This window comes from Acinetobacter sp. ANC 4779, from assembly GCF_004331055.1.
Taxonomy (GTDB): Bacteria; Pseudomonadota; Gammaproteobacteria; order Pseudomonadales; family Moraxellaceae; genus Acinetobacter.
This window is the reverse complement of sequence record NZ_SJNU01000012.1, coordinates 95,802-112,802: the sequence shown is the minus strand read 5'-3', so window position 1 is coordinate 112,802 and position 17,001 is coordinate 95,802. Positions and strand designations below refer to the sequence as shown.

The window sequence follows — 17,001 nt, the reverse complement described above, 5'->3', positions numbered from 1 at the left end:
AAATAGTCTGATTTAAGCCTAATTAAAATAATGCTTCTAAACGCACCGATGCACCAATAAAATGACTACGATCATCCCTATGATTATTAAAGTAATTTAAATTTCCTTGTACATAGAACCATTCCCGCCATAACGGTTGTCGCCAAGAAACGAAGGGCCCCCAGCTGTTTAAACGCAAATCTTTATTGTTTAAAAAACCACCAGTATAAATACCATAACTAAAGGTGTTTTCATGAAAAAACTGATGCTGTCTAAACAGGTTATTATCCCAAGTTAGGTCATCATCTTGATCATCGGCATAGGTAAGATTGAGCTGATTAGAAAGAATGGCTTCATTTGGACGCGCATGAGTGAGCTCAAGATTGGTTCTTAAATAATTTTTACTATCAATGCCATAACGATAAATTTCTTCTGCGTAAAAATTGAAATCATTTTCCAGTTTCCAGTTTTTGGAGCCTTTAAAACGCAGATAAATATCATCTCCCGAACGAAGACCTAAATCTACATCAGTTTCAAAAGGCAGGCGTTTGGAAAAATCTGACCAGCGAAATGCAAAAGAACTATTATTCTCACGGGTACGCTGTCGGTCTAAAGTTTTATCATTGCTATTGCCCGGATTTTCATCGGTAATGGCGACATTATTATCCAGTTCATTGTCGAGGGAGTCATCACCAAAGACTAAACTCAGTTTGCGCTCTAAAGTTGGAAGTTTGATTTTGCCTCGAATACGCGGTTTAATTTCATAACCATCATGTTTATTCCAGTTGTTGTCCACGATCACGCGTAAGGTCGCAGATGCTGGTTTTTCTGGATCGGTTTCGCCAAACCAATTATCAATTTTATGCGAGGTATGATCTGCCCAGTTTCGAACTTTAAGCTGTTTGCGGTCTAACCAAGTTCGATCTGCAGTTTGTATGGTGGGTGGAACAATAGGTTCATTTGACTGCTGGGGCAAAAATGTAGGCAGCGCATCCACCCAACTTGGAATTTGATACAGCAAACTATGATCTTCATCTTGAGTCGAAATTGAACTCGTGGGTGAGTCAGTCTTTTGATCTGAGCGCTCAGATCCATTTGAGGCACTCATGATCCCCGATAATAGTATAAATAAGAGGGGTTTTGATAAACTGATTTTCTTTGAGGGCATATCCTTGCTCTTAAATTCTGGTTATTTGATAGTCTTGTAAAAATTGCGCTAAAAAAGCAAGCTTTGGCTACAAAAAAATAAAACTTAATCGGAAATATGCTTTTGAATTGCCTCATATAATTGATTACAGTCGATGGGCGATTCTAGTTGAGTAATAATATTCTGAATCAATTGCCAGCTTACCCCCTGATCACGTTCTAATAAAAAATAAGGATAAGCCAATTCAGTTCGAGACAGATTTAAACGGTTTTGCCCATGAATCACCCGAATTTTTTGTCGCTCTTTTAGTAACAGCAGCGGGGTCTTAAAGTCAGCAGGAATTTCCTTAAACTGAATAATTTTTTGTGTTTGGAAAAGTTGTGCAGGAATAAAGGCAACATAGTTTTCATTTTTCCAAAGTAAAGCTGCTTTTTCTGTATAGCTATAAAATAGAGCCTCGAAATCGGTAAAATTTTCCGCGAGATCTTCCCAGGAAATTTGTTTAATCGCAACGATACGATGTTGGTAGTGTTGAGTAAATCTATGCATTAAATCAACCGCTTGGTTTTTATTTTCAGCGCCGAACAACACTAAATATTTCATAAAACAATTCTGTGTATCAACTTGTTCAGCCAGATAAATTGGATGTTGTTGCCAATTTTTTAAATCTGCAGCATGGATAAGTAAATCAACATATTGAGAAATTTCTGGAAGAGCTGGAATTTCTAAACCATGTAACTCTTGTGCAGCAGCATTCTTCTCATCAACAGGATAAAGATGGGCAAGATATGGACCGAGTTGCAGGCTTTGTAAAACATCCTTTCCGATCTGTTTTTTAGCTGTTATTACTTGTTGCTTGTCTTTTAATATGTGTGGCAGTTGATTATTAAGGTGCTGATTAGACGTGCTTAAATCTGGCACATTGATTTGATTCTGTTCTGGTACAAGCGGTGGAGACAGATTTAAGTGTGTCTCAGTCTGAGTTAAAATAGGAGCAAGGTGTCGTTCTAAAAGAACTGCTTTTTGTCTTAATTCATCGTCAGTTTTCAGGCAGCTATAGCGTTGTTGCTGTTCTAACATCCATTGATAAATCTCAGCTAGATTCCCCCAGACACTGATCAAGGCACTGCGGTTTGGGGCTGGAATTAACCATATTTTCCATCCTTGTGCAGGGTGATACAAAATGGCCCAACCTGATTCGGTATTTTGGTATAGCGCCTGTTGTAAAGTGCCATCCTGTCGAAAAAGTCCACGATAAGAAAGTTTAAACGGCGTCTGATCTGCAAAATCCGTTGCGGCTTGCTGCGGTTGAGTTTGAGATTTAAATTTCAAAATTTGTTTTTTAAAAATGGGGTCATCACATAAACGAAAAATTTCGATTAAACGTGTTTTTGATTTTGCAATTTCAAAAAAAGATAAAGAGCGATGTTCCAAACCGTCTAGCAGTTGATGTAATTCTTTAACCAGCAGCGCTTTTTCTAAGGCATTCATGAACGCATCTCTAGAGATGTTGTTGGGCTTTTTCTAAATAGCTTGCCAATACAATATTAATAGCAAGTTCAAGTAATTTATATTCTGCAGACGTGGGTTTTGGGTACTGTTCAGCAAGTACAATCAAACGATCAATATTGATTGTTTGCGGAGGAATTTTACCTTGAATCAATGCTTGAAGTTCTTGCATAAGAAAATGGTTTCATTGTATGAAATTATTAATTTAATGCTTTGATTATATGGATTTAAAAAGAAAAAGCATGAAGAGATATGGTTATGTTTTGAGTGGTTATAGACATAAATAACAAAAAATGTAGATTTTGGGTAAAAATATTCAAATTTTTACTGCTAAAGTTGCAAAATAGATCATGATTTATTGTTTTATTTTTCATTAAATTGAAAAGAATTAGATGAATCAGTATTCAGGATCTTTTATCCAGTATAAAGAAGATGAAATAAAATTAATTTTTGACCCTAAAAAACAGACTGAGTTAGGCTGGTCTGTTTTTTAGGGAATAAGGTAGCCCTTAAGCTGCTTTTTTCACGGTCATTTTAGTCTGCTCTACTGCTTCAGAAGCAGGGGCTTTTTGTTCAGCATTTATAGTCTCAACTGCTTTTTTAGCAGGAAAATCTGGAACAAAAACAATTTGAGCAGATACATTTGCAGAAAAAGCCACAACAGCGATAGCCAAAACAGATTGAATAGCGTTCATCATTATTTCCTTTAGGTGAAAGGATGCCTAAGACAATAGGCAAGGGAGATAAATAAAATATATTTCACATAAAGGATATCAAAAAATGAGCAGGTTATGGAAGTGCTTGCGGTCGAAAAAAGATGAATGGTGAGTTTAAATTATTATATAAATCATATATTTAGAGTTTTTGCTCTAAGACAGATTGTCTTTTCACAATCTGTCTTAAATGGTTTAAAAATATCAATTTTTATGACATTTGCTTTGGCATTTTTTCTCATAAACTTTACCAAAAATGCCGCCAATAATAGCGCCACTCACGGTACCAAATACAGGTAATATACTTCCGGCAACAGCACCAATCAAAGCACCGGTAACCGTAGGGGAAAAAGGTGATTTCATGCTTGAGCGATGTCCAGATGTAGAGTCTGCAGTTGAATCAGCATTAGAATTTTGAGCTTCAGTATTCATATTTACCTCTTATAAAGTTGAATGATTGAGAACTTAAATGTTCCGCATATCAGACTAGCGAATTGTGTCTCTGGTTGTGTCAAAGCCTTGTATATATAAGTTGTGTTTTGTAAGAACTAAATCGTTGATATTGATATTGTGTCTTACATGTAAGTTTTTGCGGTGTAATGTTAAAACCCAAAATTTTGTTTAGAAAATATCCTATGATCGGGACTCACAACAATAAAACTTGAGGTTTGAACAATGGCTATCGCAAAAGTTGTTGAGGTTAATTCCAGCAGTAATAAAAGTTTTGAAGATGCAATTCAGACAGGTATTGAGAAAGTAACCGAAACAATAAAAAATGTGCAAGGTGCATGGATTAATGAGCAAAAAGTAGTGATTAAGGACAATAAAATTACTGAGTATCGGGTGAATTTAAAAATTAGTTTCTTGGTCGATTAGCGTGATGCAGCTTGAAGTTAAAAAATCCCCTAAGCAGGGGATTTTTAATTAATAGCGATCGTAAATCAATGTCATCTAAAATGAGAGAGAATTATTTTTCTGGAACATCACAGAGATCATCCTTGCAGACTGCGGCCTCAGCGGTTTTGACCTCCGATTGAGGTGCCTCTAAAGCTTTTTCAAAGACTTGTAAAAATACTTCACGTGGTTGTGCGCCAGCTAAGGCTACGCGTTGATCAAAGACAAAAAACGGTACACCGGTGACTTTTAATTGATCACGTGCGACTTCTTCATCAAATTTAACGAAGTCAGCATATTCTTCTGAGTTTAAAACATCCTCTACTTCAACTGGATTTAAGCCAATTCGCGCAGCAACGTCTTCAATCGTTTCACGTTCACCAATGGGTAAACCTTGAGTCATATAACTATAGAAAAAGGCTTCTTCGGCTTCTGAACCCAAGCCTTTACTTTGAGCCAAGTGAATAATGCGATGTGCATTGAAAGTGTTCCCTGAGTTGGCATTTTCCCAATTGAATTGAATGCCTTCTTCAGCTGCCATAGTGGCAATATTACGTTGCATTTCTTCAACGTCTGCAACTGTACGGCCGTATTTTTGCGCGAGACGTTCAGAGTTTGAAATTTCCTGACGGATGGGTGCTTCTGGATCTAATTCATAACTATGCCAGTGAACTTCAAGTTCTAAACCTGCTTGTTCGGCAGCAGCTTCAAGACGTTTTTTGCCGATATAGCAAAAAGGACAAACCACATCTGACCAAATATCTACGCGCATGAGAAATCTCTAATCTTTTATTGCCTATATTGATGGGGGTGCAGAGCAAAATTTAAAGCATGAAAATTAAATTAAAACCGAATCGGGCTAGAAAAACGCAATCTGTTTGAGCGGAATAAATAAGCAGAAGGGTTTTGAATCGGGTTATGCTATGAAAAAGTCAGTATAGGGAGTTTCGCATGCCAAGGATTTTTCTGATCTTAGGATTGGCGACATGTACCATATTTGGTTGGCTGTTTTATCAGTATTCGGTACAACAAAATGATCTGAGTCAACTTAAGGACTACCAGACTGTATTGTATGAAAAAGCAGAACTCATTTATGAACAAGCGCAAGACTGGTCTAAACCCATTGATGTCAACGTGTCAGATAATCGTTTACAGGGCGACTATAAAGTGATGGCTGACTTTGTGCTGAGTCAAATGATTCAAAATGCTGAAGCCAGGAATGAATATTTACGCACGCTTAAAGCAATACATTGGGATGAATTTTTAAATATCGACCGCTTGGATCAAGACCGTAAACAAAAGTTTGTAGAGACCGAGCAGATGTTGAAACAGGCCCATCTTCTGACCGCACAGTATCAACAACAAACCCAACAACGTGAAGAAGATTCTTTAACGCGAGCCAAGCATTTATCCATCAAAGCCAATCTGCGACATCAATTAACGGATAGCCTGCGTGAAAGTCGAGACAGTGATAAAACTCATGCTTTATTTGCATTGGAGCTACAAGTGTTAAATAAAGCGGATGCATTGTTTGAAATTCTGAAAAATAATAAATGGCAGAAAAAGAATAAAACCTTTATGTTTTATGAAGATCAACCGTTAAAGGAATTTAATGCCTTGTATCAGGAAGTGTTGCAGCTAAATGCAGAAATGGAAAAAATTAAAAAGCAAAATCGCAACGCGGTGGAGCAGAAGTTATAGCATTTGAATTGGCATGATCCTGAACAGATCAGGATTGAATTTAATCTTTTTATGTAAAATAAATGATCTGCTTAGAATCATTTTCTTAAAATTAAAAAAGCGTACCGTAGTACGCTTTTTTTAATGTCATTTAATCTTGCTGATTAAGCAATTTTAGCTTCTACTTGAGCTGCTAACATATGACCGGTTTCTTCAAAATTAGAGTGCCATGCAAGTGCTTCATGAAGAAGGTGAGGGGTTTGGCCACCACGTTCGCATGCACGAGTAAAGTAATCATTCAATGCATCACGGTATATTGGGTGAGCACAGTTATCAATGATTGCACGAGCACGTTCACGCGGTGCAAGACCACGTAAGTCCGCAAGCCCTTGTTCTGTTACCAATACGTCTACGTCATGACCTGTGTGGTCAATGTGAGAGGCAAATGGAACAACAGATGAAATATCGCCACCTTTTGCAATTGATTTGGTAACGAATATTGCAATGTGTGCATTACGCGCGAAGTCGCCTGACCCACCGATACCGTTCATCATTTTTGTACCGCAAACGTGCGTTGAGTTTACGTTGCCGTAAATATCAAACTCGAGCGCAGTATTGATGCCAATAATCCCTAAACGACGAACAATTTCCGGATGGTTTGAGATTTCTTGTGGACGAAGTACCAGTTTGTCTTTGTATGCTTCGAGGTTATTAAATACTTTTTCGCCGTATTTAGCCGAAAGCGTAATAGAACTTCCTGAAGCAAACTTCATTTTACCGGCATCGATTAATTCAAAGGTACAGTCTTGCAGTACTTCTGAATACATCACTAAATCTTCAAAGTTTGAATCTTTCAGACCGGTCAAAACAGCATTGGCAATAGAGCCAATACCTGCTTGTAATGGACCTAAGCTTCTTGGTAAACGCTCTTCTGCAACTTCTTTTTCAAAGAATGCGATCAAGTGATTGGCAATACCTTGAGTCTCATCATCTGGTTCAGTGACAGTTGATGGTGAGTCATGGAATTCACCGTTGATCACGATCCCGACAATTTTAGACGGATCGATGTTAATCGCATGGGTGCCAATACGTTGATCCACTTCAGTCAATGGAATAGGCTGACGTGTTGGACGGTAACTCGGGATATAAATATCGTGTAAGCCTTCAAAAGCAGGGCTTAAATTGGTGTTGATTTCTACAATGACTTTTTCAGCAAAAATGGCAAAGCTTGCAGAGTTACCTACAGATGTGGTTGGGATGATGCCGCCATCTTCAGTAATCGCAACTGCTTCAATAATTGCAATATCCGGTTTTTTAAGCTGAAGGTTACGCATTTGTTCAACGGTTTCAGACAAATGCTGATCGATGAACATCACTTCGCCTTTGTTGATAGCTTTACGTAAAGTATTATCCACTTGGAAAGGTAAACGGCGAGCAAGCACACCTGCTTCAGTTAATTGTTTGTCTAAGTCGTTACCAAGACTCGCGCCAGTAATTAAAGTAATTTTCAAAGGATTACTGTGAGCTTGCTTTACAAGTGCTAAAGGAACAGCTTTCGCTTCACCTGCACGAGTAAATCCACTCATCCCTACAGTCATACCATCTTGGATAAAAGTAGCAGCTTGTTCGGCACTCATGACTTTGTCATGAAGTGATGCTAAACGAATACGATCTAAAGACATGGTTTACGCTCAATTCTTGTTCAAAACTAGACGGATTGTACCGCCCTAAAAAGGAATTGTGCATGCCTGTTAGGCTAAGGTCTAATTTTTTGAAAAAATGTGGGTATAACAATTTTTTATGGTTTTTAGGTTATTGATTTTAAAGATATAAAAAATAACAGATTAATGGTTAAGCAAATCTGTTTGTTGGTTATTTGTTCAATTGTTAAAAGTGTTCAGTCAAGGTTTGTTTAATTTTCCCCAAAGTGGTGGGGGGAACCTCATCTTCTGTTTTATTGTGAAGAATAGGTAAACAAATAAGCGCTTCCAACCCTCCTTGAGGGCGATTGTGAATGGTAAGTTGCCCCTGATGCATATCGACAATACGTTTTACAATGGCTAAACCTAAACCACTTCCTTGGACGGTACGCGCTTCATTGCCTCGTACAAAAGGTTGCATTAAGTCTTCAACCTGATCCTCTGGAATACCGTCGCCATTGTCTGCAACACTAATAAAAATATGCTCATTTTCAACTTTGGCTGATAATTCAATGGGTTCAGCCCCATAACGTTTCGAGTTATTAATTAAATTGCCAATCATACGTTTTAAAGACTGGCTACGGGCCTGAATGGGGGGGATATCTTGGGCCGTAAAACGGATATCTAAGGGTTTGAACTGAATGACTAATTCTTGCAACAGCATATTAATGTCAGTGTCTTGTAATTCTTCATCTGAACCATCTCGCATGTATGAAATGAACTGATCAAGAATTGCATCCATATCTTCGACATCATAAATCAAACCTTCTTTAAGAAAGTCTTCATCAGGCATCATTTCTGCGCTTAAGCGAATTCGGGTCAAGGGTGTACGCAAGTCATGTGAAATGCCGGCCAACATAATACGGCGGTCACGCTCAGTCTGATCCAAGGTATAAATCATTTGATTAAAAGCTTGGTTTACTTCACGAATTTCTTGAGGACCATGGTTGGTTTCCAGATAAGGTGCAGAACCGGTTTTACTATAGTTATTTGCCGCATTTTGCAGACGACGTAGGGGCCGATTTAATTGGCGAACCAGGGTCAAAATAATGGCGGCGGCAATCAGTGGTACGCCGAGTAACCAGCCAAACACCAGTTCCGGGCTATAGTTGGCATAAGTTTTTAAGGGTTCACGCACCCAGTGCCCGTTCATTTCCGGAGTTTGAATCCAAATACGCGGGCTCGGTTTAAACTGGAAATAGACCGTTACTTTTTCAACTTTCAGTTCTTTGGCCAGCTTTTTCTCAATTTGGTTGGTAAAAAACTCGGCAATGACTTTGTCACGCACACTCGGATATTCTTTCGGATCGGTAATATATTCAATTCCGACGCGGTTTTTTAACCAGGTATCGACATCTACTTCGGCATTATTATGAAAAATCCGTAAATCTGGATTATTGATAATTTCTAGTTCAACCCCTAAATAGCGTGCATGCTGCTGAATCTCGGGTAAATAAAGCGTACGCCAAAAGAACCATAACGACATAAATAAACTGAAGAATACAATGAATAATACGAGCACCGTGGTACGCATTGCAGCAGAACGCGGCTTAATCTTGTCAAAGAAACGTTCCGAGCGGGTGCGCTTCTTTTCCGAATAAGTCTCAAAATCAGTAAATTTCTGTGGGTCGATGGGTTCGAGTTTCACACCTGATTCCTATGGTGAATTTGGGGCGAACAGTTTAAGGCTAATAGCGGAGTCTTCCTGTTTGTACGTTTATTGGAAGGAGCTCAACAGGTTATTTTTTCGAAAAAAGTAACCAAAAACTTTTGCCATCCACAAAACCTGTTCACTGTTATCTGTTTACTTAGAGCATCGCAGAAACAATATTTATCGAATGAAGGGCAGGTTGTGAATGGCATGCATGCGTATCTAATCTCAGTTTGAATAACAAATGGCTTTGTATTCAAACATTGTAGTCATTATTCCGCGCCATCTGGAACAAAGACATAACCTACGCCCCAAACGGTTTGAATATAACGTGCACGAGCAGGGTTTTCTTCAACCAGACGACGTAAACGAGACACCTGAACGTCGATAGAGCGTTCCATTGCACCCCATTCACGACCACGAGCCAGATTCATTAATTTGTCACGCGTCAACGGTTCACGTGGATGTTGTACCAATGCTTTAAGTACGGCAAACTCACCTGTAGTCAGCGTTACCACTTGACCTTCACGGGTCAGGGTACGGGTTGATAAATCCAGTGACCATGGACCAAAACTGACCACTTCCATGTGCTGGCTAGGCGCACCCGGCACTTCGCGTACTTGACGACGCAATACTGCCCGAATACGTGCTAACAGCTCATTTGGATTAAAGGGTTTTGGCAAGTAATCATCTGCACCGGCTTCAAGCCCGGCAATACGGTCAGAGTCGCTGCCGCGTGCAGTCAGCATGATAATCGGTGTGTCGATATTGGATTGACGCAAACGACGGCAAATACTGAGGCCATCTTCTACAGGTAACATGAAATCGAGCACGATCAGGGAGAAAAGTTCGCGCTGTAATAAACGATCCATTTGTGTTGCATCGTGTGCAGTTTTGACCACGAAGCCTTTATCTTCTAGAAAGCGCTGTAATAACGTACGTAAACGCACATCATCATCTACAACCAGAATGCGTTCGACGCGATCAGTTTCGTTTTGTACTGGATCTGTTTTTTCAGCAGGTACAACTAAACTCATGATATGCTCCTTTATTCTTTATTGTCATCGTAAACAAAAGTTCGGATAGCCTTGAGTATACGATTCATTTGTATCTGTTTACTATGCTCTAAAGCAACAAATATAGCAGGTAAAATCAAGACATAGATACCAAATGTATACATCAAAATTATAGTGAATTACGCTCAAGATGCAGATTAAAAAACGACTTATCACTTAATTTTGTAGGCAATTATAAAAGTCACATCGATTGGCAATATTGACCACTTATAAATTTAATAAAAACAATTGTGGATTTTATGGTCTTGGTCTTTATAATCATGCCATTTAGTACTTATCCTTGTGGGATCAAACACGATGACTGACTTAGTTCAGCAGTTAGCAAAAGAAATTGCCGTACGTCCAAATCAAGTAGAAGCTGCCATCAAGCTGATTGATGAAGGTGCAAGCGTTCCTTTTATTGCACGTTACCGTAAAGAAGTAACTCAGGGCTTAGACGATACGCAGTTACGCCAACTCGACACGCGTTTATCGTATCTGCGCGATTTATTTGAGCGCCGTGAAAAAGTGCTTGAATCTCTGAAAGAACAAAATAAATTGTCAGATGATTTACTCAACCGCATAAACGCTGCTGAAACCAAGAATGCTTTAGAAGAACTTTACGCGCCGTACCGTCCAAAACGTACCAGCAAATCCTTTAAAGCCAAAGAAGCAGGTTTGGGTCCAATCGCGGAAAAAATCTTTGCAGAGCAAGTTGATCCAACTGAAGCTTTAGCTGGCTTTAGCCATGAAGATTATCCAGATGTAGAAAGTCAGCTGGATGCGATCCAGCACATTCTGATTGATGACTGGGCGCAAAATATTGCGTTGACTACAGAATTAAAAGCGAGCTTTGCTAAAACCGCGGTTTTAAAAAGCGCAGTGGCAAGTGAAGATAAAAAAGAAGTCGGCAAGAAATTCCGCGATTACTTCGATTTCTCTGAAAACTTCAATAAAGTTCCTTCACACCGCTTGCTTGCCATGTTACGCGGGCGTCAGGAAAACGTTTTGGGTTTAAAGGTTGATGGTGAAGATGATGCACTTTTGGCGCGTATTGAAACTGAATACAATCTTGATTCGGTTCAACCACAGGCGCGTGCAGATTACTTAAAACAGACTGCTAAGCTGTTCTGGTTAGGTAAGGTTCGTCCGCAAATTGAACATTCCTTGTTGACTGAAAAACGTCTTGCCGCTGAAAGCGATGCAATGGACGTCTTTGCAGAAAACTTACGTCATTTATTGCTTTCTGCACCTGCAGGCGCGCGTACCACTTTAGGTGTCGATCCTGGCATCCGTACCGGCGTGAAATTGGCGGTGGTTAATGCTTCTGGGGAGGTTGTTGCACACAGCACAATTTACCCATTTGCGCCAAAAGAAGACAAAGAAGGTTCAATTGCCGAACTTGCACGTCTGTGCCGTGAATTCAATGTCGATCTAATTGCGATTGGTAACGGCACTGCTAGTCGTGAAACAGAAGCGGTTATTGCAGAAATGATGGCGGCAAACCCAGACTTGAACCTTACCCGTGTTTCAGTATCTGAAGCGGGTGCATCGGTTTATTCTGCGTCTGAATTGGCCTCACAAGAATTGCCAGAGCTCGACGTTTCAATTCGTGGTGCAGTATCAATTGCCCGTCGTTTACAAGATCCATTGGCTGAACTTGTGAAGATTGATCCTAAATCGATTGGTGTAGGTCAATATCAACATGACGTAAACCAAACAGGACTGGCGAAAACGCTTGAAGCTGTGGTTGAAGACTGTGTGAACTCGGTCGGTGTAGATGTCAATACTGCATCTCCTGCAGTCCTGTCGTATATCGCAGGTTTGAATAAATCGATTGCACAACAGATTTTTGAATACCGTAAAGAAAATGGTCGTTTTGACAACCGTCAAGCCTTGAAAAATGTACCTCGTTTAGGTGAGCGTACTTTTGAACAGGCAGCAGGTTTCTTGCGTATTCAAGATGGTTCTGAACCATTGGATGCATCAGCCGTTCACCCTGAAAGCTATGCTTTGGTCAGCAAAATCGTTGAAGCAAAAGCAACTACGGTAAAAGACATCATCGGTAATTCTGAAATCATTCGTCAGGTAAATGCTGAAGAATTTGCAGATGACAAATTCGGTCTACCAACGATTCAAGACGTGCTGAGCGAACTGGAAAAACCGGGGCGTGACCCACGTCCAGAATTCCGTACTGCGAAGTTCCGTGAAGACATTACCGAAGTATCGCAATTGACAGAAGGCATGCAGCTTGAAGGCGTGATCACCAATGTAACCAACTTCGGTGCATTTGTAGATGTTGGTGTACATCAAGACGGTTTGGTACATATTTCTGAACTTGCCAATGAATTCGTAGCAGATCCGCATAAAGTGGTGAAACCGGGGCAAATTGTTCAAGTGCGTGTATTGCAAGTAGATGCTGAACGTAATCGTGTCAACTTGTCTATGCGTCCTGAAGGGTCTGAAGCACCAGCGAAAGCGCCACGCCAGCCACGCCGTGAGCAAAATGCTCAGACTGAGCAACGTGGTGAACGTAAGCCACAAGCGAAGCGTCCGCAAACTGCGCGTCCTCAGGGCGACCGTCCACAAGGTCATAAAAAACCTCAGGCTGCTAAACCACAAGAGCAAAAAATTGGTGGTTTAGGTGCATTGTTATTACAAGCAGGAATTAAAGGTTCAAAATAATCTTTGATTGTTAAAAAAACCTCCCTAATGGGAGGTTTTTTATCTTTGAATAATTAGTTTAGATTGCCATTCATTATCAATTAAAGAGACTAATTCAAAAGCTTCGATCAATTTGAATTCAGGAAAAAGTTTAAAATTATTAATTAGTTTTCCAAAGTAATCATCAATTTCATAATTACTCATAGCTATTTCAAATAGTTTTTGACCAACAGTAGTAAGTAAAAAGAAATTAGGCTGAATTTTTTTTACATTTTCATTAGGGCGGAGAACTATAAAATTAGTTTTATTAATATAAATTGCTGGAAAGCTTTCATCATCATAAGTGACTTTGAGTAGTTCTTTTTTGAAAAAAATATCTTCAGGATGTAGGCCTTTAATAATATTTAAGTCAATTAACTCATATAAAATTGAAGGCGGTACATGAGAGTAATTTTCCTCAGCTAATAGAGTGTTATTACAATATAAATTTCTATCGCAAATAAATGGTATTAGATCGTTAAAAGCTTCCAGATGGTTTTTACTCATCATCGATAATGTATTTAAAACTAGATAATTTACAGAATTAGGGAAAGTAGTTTCTTCTGCAAGAATACGTCCCCATAAATCTTGTAATTCATCTTCAGAAACCTCTTTCCCATAATTCATCCATTTATTAAAAAATGTCTCTGAAATTTGCTCATCACTGATTTCTTCATCAGCTTTTTCAGATAAATGTTCATAAGCTTTGCTTAAGCATTTACCTAAGTTTTCAGATTGGTTTTGATTATTCTGAGCAAGAATTAACCCTAAAGGAGAGGTAGGATTTCCAATTTGTTCTTCGATTAAAATAAATCTTTCATCTCTAAACTCTGCTAGACCTTGTTGAATAAGCTCAGCGTCTTTTTGATCTTGGGTCGTAGAAAGAGTTTCAAGCCGCTTTTGCTGAAGAATTTTTTTAGAAAATAATAAATCTGTAAGTTTTCCCACACCCTTATTTACTGCTGTTGTTGCAATCCCAGTAGCAGCCTTAATAATTTCTTGTTCCATATTCATAGTTATTTGATTTAATTATTATTATCTTAACGAAAAACCTCCCATTTGGGAGGTTTTTTTATACAAGCTTTGGCACAATCCAACTGCAAATAATCAGCATAATGCCCAAATGCCCTAATTTACGACTTACCTTTTCTAGTCTTGAAATTTGTACAGGAGACTGTTGAGCAGTTCCTCTCAGTTTTATCGATGCCATCGACTTATTGAAATGTAAAAATATAGCCAAGTCGATACAAATTAAAATACTACCGACATCACTGACGATCTCCATCAATTGATAATCTTGTTGATAGAGAGAGGTTGCTATTCGGGAGCAAAGGAACAGGGCAAAAGCCAAACAGGCATATTGAAAAATAACAGCAGCAATCCGCATAAAAATCTAAAAGCAAAAAATGATGCCTGTTTATAACATAAAAAAGCCAGTCTCATGACTGGCCTTTATTTGAAAATATCTTACCAATGTTCACCCGGGAACAGACGTGCATACGCTTTTTGTACCCAATTCAATTTCTGTGGTTCACCCACCGAAGCTGAAGAGCTTGGGAACAGGTTATAACCAATCGACATCAACTTGTTATTGATATCTGGTGCAATAGAGTAGGTGATGGAAGCCAAACGGCCTAAGTGAGTCGCTACTTTCTTCGGACGTTTTACAATGGCGTAAGCAATGAGATCTGCTGCCTGTTCTGGCGAAAGTGTGGGTACATATTTATAAATTTTGGTTGGTGCAATCATTGGGGTGCGTACCAATGGCATATAAACCGAAGTAATCGCAATTTTATGCGAATGAACTTCGGCAGACAGACAGCGGCTAAAGGCATCCAAGGCAGCTTTAGATGCGACGTAAGCTGAAAAACGGGTCGCATTGGCCAATACACCAATTGAGCTGATATTAATAATATGACCATCGCGACGAATCATCATCTGCGGCAAAATATTCATGACCAAACGGATTGCGCCAAAGTAATTCAGTTGCATGGTGCGTTCAAAATCATGGAAACGATCGGACGATTCATGTACTGCACGGCGAATAGAACGTCCTGCATTATTAATTAAAATATCAATATGATCGACAGATTCTAAAACCTGTTTAGAGACTTCATCAATCGATTCCATGTTATTTAAATCGCATGGAAACACTGAAGCCTGTCCACCTTTTGCTTCAATTTCTTGTTTAACTTGATCTAATGTGTCTTTGGTACGCGCCAACAATAAAACATGTGCGCCTGCATCGGCAAGTTTATGTGCAGCAGTTAAGCCAATACCACTGGATGCACCTGTGATTAAAACCACTTTGCCGTTAACTCGATTTCGAAAGAGTTTCTCTAGTCTTGAATTCACGCTGTTTTTTCCTGATTTAAATAAAACTAAATTCTAGATTATGTTTTTTGTAGTTGATTATTTGGCTCAAAATATTGGGGAATTGAGCTCTTCTCATCTGGGTTATGATAACCAATGTTTAAAAAAAATCTATAAATAAGTTGTTGAATTTACAAATATAATTAGAGTAATTGCTCTATTATTGTTCTTCTTATTACTTAATTTCTACCATGAATTCAAAACAAAGCAAAGAGAAATAAGTAAAAAGTACTGAATAAATATAGAACCTTCTTCCCGATGAGGAAGAAGGTTCAGTTTAAAGTGGATTATAAAACATTAAACTTGAGCCAGTGCCTGTTCCAAATCTGCAATTAAATCATCAATATGTTCAATCCCAACCGATAAGCGAACCATATCTGTGCTGACGCCCGCAGACTTTAATTCTTCTTCATTCAACTGGCGATGGGTGGTGGTCGCAGGGTGACAAGCCAGACTTTTTGCATCACCAATATTCACCAGACGGGTGAAAAGTTGCAGCGCGTCAATAAAGCGAGTACCGCCTGCAAGACCATCTTGTACGCCAAAAGAAAGAATTGAAGATGGTTTACCTTTCACATATTTTTGTGCCAAAGCATGCTGTGGATGATCTTTTAAGCCTGCGTAATTGACCCATTTTACTTTAGGGTGCTGCTTTAAATACTCCGCCACCTTTTGCGCATTTTCAGTATGGCGTTCCATACGTAAATTCAAAGTTTCCAAACCTTGCAGAATGAGGAAGACGCTGAGAGGACTAATCGCTGCACCGGTATTGCGTAATGGCACCACACGGGCACGCGCGATATAAGCTGCTTCACCTAAAGCTTCCACATAATTCACCCCGTGATAACTCGGATCAGGTGTATTGAGTACCTTGAAGCGTTCAGGATATTTGCTCCAAGGAAATTTACCGCTATCCACAATGGCACCACCAATCGAGTTGCCATGACCGCCAATATATTTGGTCAGTGAATGCACCACGATATCTGCGCCATGTTCAAAAGGTTTCAGCAGAGCAGGGGTGGCGACTGTGTTATCGACAATGACCGGAACGCCATATTCATGCGCAATTTTCGCAATCGCTTCCAGGTCGATGATATTCCCCAGTGGATTGCCGATGGATTCCACAAATACCAGTTTGGTTTTGTCATCAATCAGACCGCGTAGCGCTTCCGGATTTTGATAATCAAAGAAACGGACTTCAATGCCTTGTTTTGGCAAAGTGTGTGCGAACAAGTTGTAAGTTCCGCCATATAAAGTCGAAACCGAGGCAATATTGTCGCCCACTTCGGCAATGGTCTGAATGGAGTAGGTAATCGCTGACATGCCGGAAGCTAAAGCCAATGCACCAATACCGCCTTCAAGTGCAGCCAGACGTTGCTCTAGAACAGCCGTAGTCGGGTTCATAATACGGGTGTAGATATTGCCCTGAACCTTTAAATCAAATAAATCGGCCCCATGTTGTGTATTGTCAAAGGCATAAGATGTAGTCTGATAAATTGGTACAGCCACTGCTTTTGTGGTGGGGTCTGGACTATAGCCGGCATGAATGGCAAGGGTTTCGTCTTTATAGGTCATGTTTACTTCATCTTTGTGAGTT

15 protein-coding genes and 1 pseudogene are annotated in these 17,001 nt (G+C 39.4%); 3 read left to right on the top strand and 13 right to left on the bottom strand.

The genetic code is table 11. The features are described 5' to 3' along the window. Positions 1 to 22: 22 nt before the first annotated feature. The 5 genes and pseudogenes from E0H80_RS13685 to E0H80_RS13665 all read right to left on the bottom strand — a co-directional run. A pseudogene (locus tag E0H80_RS13685) lies at positions 23 to 1,009 on the bottom strand (hypothetical protein); the annotation flags it as partial. 222 nt (positions 1,010 to 1,231) lie between these two features. Then, positions 1,232 to 2,617 carry a hypothetical protein gene (locus E0H80_RS13680; protein WP_131366697.1) on the bottom strand — a complete coding sequence of 462 codons (1,386 nt, stop codon included), beginning with the start codon at positions 2,615 to 2,617 and terminating at the stop codon, positions 1,232 to 1,234. Positions 2,618 to 2,627: 10 nt separating this feature from the next. Beyond that, positions 2,628 to 2,807: a hypothetical protein gene (locus E0H80_RS13675; protein WP_131366695.1), complete on the bottom strand. Its 180-nt coding sequence runs from the start codon at positions 2,805 to 2,807 to the stop codon at positions 2,628 to 2,630. A 337-nt stretch (positions 2,808 to 3,144) separates the two neighbouring features. Next, positions 3,145 to 3,330, bottom strand: a complete 186-nt coding sequence (locus E0H80_RS13670) for a hypothetical protein (RefSeq protein ID WP_131366693.1) — start codon at positions 3,328 to 3,330, stop codon at positions 3,145 to 3,147. Positions 3,331 to 3,552: 222 nt separating this feature from the next. Next, complete coding sequence (locus E0H80_RS13665; RefSeq protein ID WP_131366691.1) at positions 3,553 to 3,780, bottom strand: glycine zipper domain-containing protein; 228 nt, start codon at positions 3,778 to 3,780, stop codon at positions 3,553 to 3,555. A gap of 243 nt (positions 3,781 to 4,023) precedes the next feature. On the opposite strand from E0H80_RS13665, the gene E0H80_RS13660 reads away from it, so the two are divergent. Then, a complete protein-coding gene (locus E0H80_RS13660; protein ID WP_067868960.1) occupies positions 4,024 to 4,224 on the top strand; it encodes a dodecin family protein in 201 nt (66 codons plus the stop codon). A gap of 91 nt (positions 4,225 to 4,315) precedes the next feature. Here E0H80_RS13660 and E0H80_RS13655 read toward each other — a convergent pair whose 3' ends face one another. Next, entirely contained in the window at positions 4,316 to 5,014 is a 699-nt protein-coding gene (locus tag E0H80_RS13655) for a DsbA family oxidoreductase (RefSeq protein WP_131366689.1), read from the bottom strand. Positions 5,015 to 5,193: 179 nt separating this feature from the next. Here E0H80_RS13655 and E0H80_RS13650 point away from each other — a divergent pair, with 179 nt between their 5' ends. Next, complete coding sequence (locus tag E0H80_RS13650) at positions 5,194 to 5,943, top strand: hypothetical protein (protein WP_131366687.1); 750 nt, start codon at positions 5,194 to 5,196, stop codon at positions 5,941 to 5,943. 143 nt (positions 5,944 to 6,086) lie between these two features. Here E0H80_RS13650 and E0H80_RS13645 read toward each other — a convergent pair whose 3' ends face one another. The 3 genes from E0H80_RS13645 to ompR all read right to left on the bottom strand — a co-directional run bounded on the left by E0H80_RS13645 (position 6,087) and on the right by ompR (position 10,310). Next, positions 6,087 to 7,604, bottom strand: a complete 1,518-nt coding sequence (locus E0H80_RS13645) for an acetyl-CoA hydrolase/transferase family protein (protein WP_131366685.1) — start codon at positions 7,602 to 7,604, stop codon at positions 6,087 to 6,089. Positions 7,605 to 7,809: 205 nt separating this feature from the next. Next, positions 7,810 to 9,270, bottom strand: coding sequence for an ATP-binding protein (locus E0H80_RS13640; protein ID WP_131366683.1), 1,461 nt, complete (start codon positions 9,268 to 9,270; stop codon positions 7,810 to 7,812). A 275-nt stretch (positions 9,271 to 9,545) separates the two neighbouring features. Continuing rightward, a complete protein-coding gene (ompR, locus tag E0H80_RS13635) occupies positions 9,546 to 10,310 on the bottom strand; it encodes a two-component system response regulator OmpR (protein ID WP_067726874.1) in 765 nt (254 codons plus the stop codon). A gap of 336 nt (positions 10,311 to 10,646) precedes the next feature. Here ompR and E0H80_RS13630 point away from each other — a divergent pair, with 336 nt between their 5' ends. After that, on the top strand, positions 10,647 to 13,013 hold the full coding sequence (locus E0H80_RS13630) for a Tex family protein (protein ID WP_131366681.1): 2,367 nt from the start codon (positions 10,647 to 10,649) through the stop codon (positions 13,011 to 13,013). Positions 13,014 to 13,052: 39 nt separating this feature from the next. Here E0H80_RS13630 and E0H80_RS13625 read toward each other — a convergent pair whose 3' ends face one another. From E0H80_RS13625 to E0H80_RS13610, 4 genes are all read right to left on the bottom strand, one after another. Beyond that, on the bottom strand, positions 13,053 to 14,045 hold the full coding sequence (locus E0H80_RS13625; RefSeq protein WP_131366679.1) for a DUF2806 domain-containing protein: 993 nt from the start codon (positions 14,043 to 14,045) through the stop codon (positions 13,053 to 13,055). A gap of 58 nt (positions 14,046 to 14,103) precedes the next feature. Then, a complete protein-coding gene (locus tag E0H80_RS13620) occupies positions 14,104 to 14,418 on the bottom strand; it encodes a hypothetical protein (protein WP_131366677.1) in 315 nt (104 codons plus the stop codon). Between the two features lie 80 nt (positions 14,419 to 14,498). Beyond that, complete coding sequence (locus tag E0H80_RS13615; protein ID WP_067868940.1) at positions 14,499 to 15,386, bottom strand: SDR family NAD(P)-dependent oxidoreductase; 888 nt, start codon at positions 15,384 to 15,386, stop codon at positions 14,499 to 14,501. 315 nt (positions 15,387 to 15,701) lie between these two features. Further along, a complete protein-coding gene (locus E0H80_RS13610) occupies positions 15,702 to 16,979 on the bottom strand; it encodes an O-acetylhomoserine aminocarboxypropyltransferase/cysteine synthase family protein (RefSeq protein WP_131366675.1) in 1,278 nt (425 codons plus the stop codon). Positions 16,980 to 17,001: the final 22 nt, after the last annotated feature.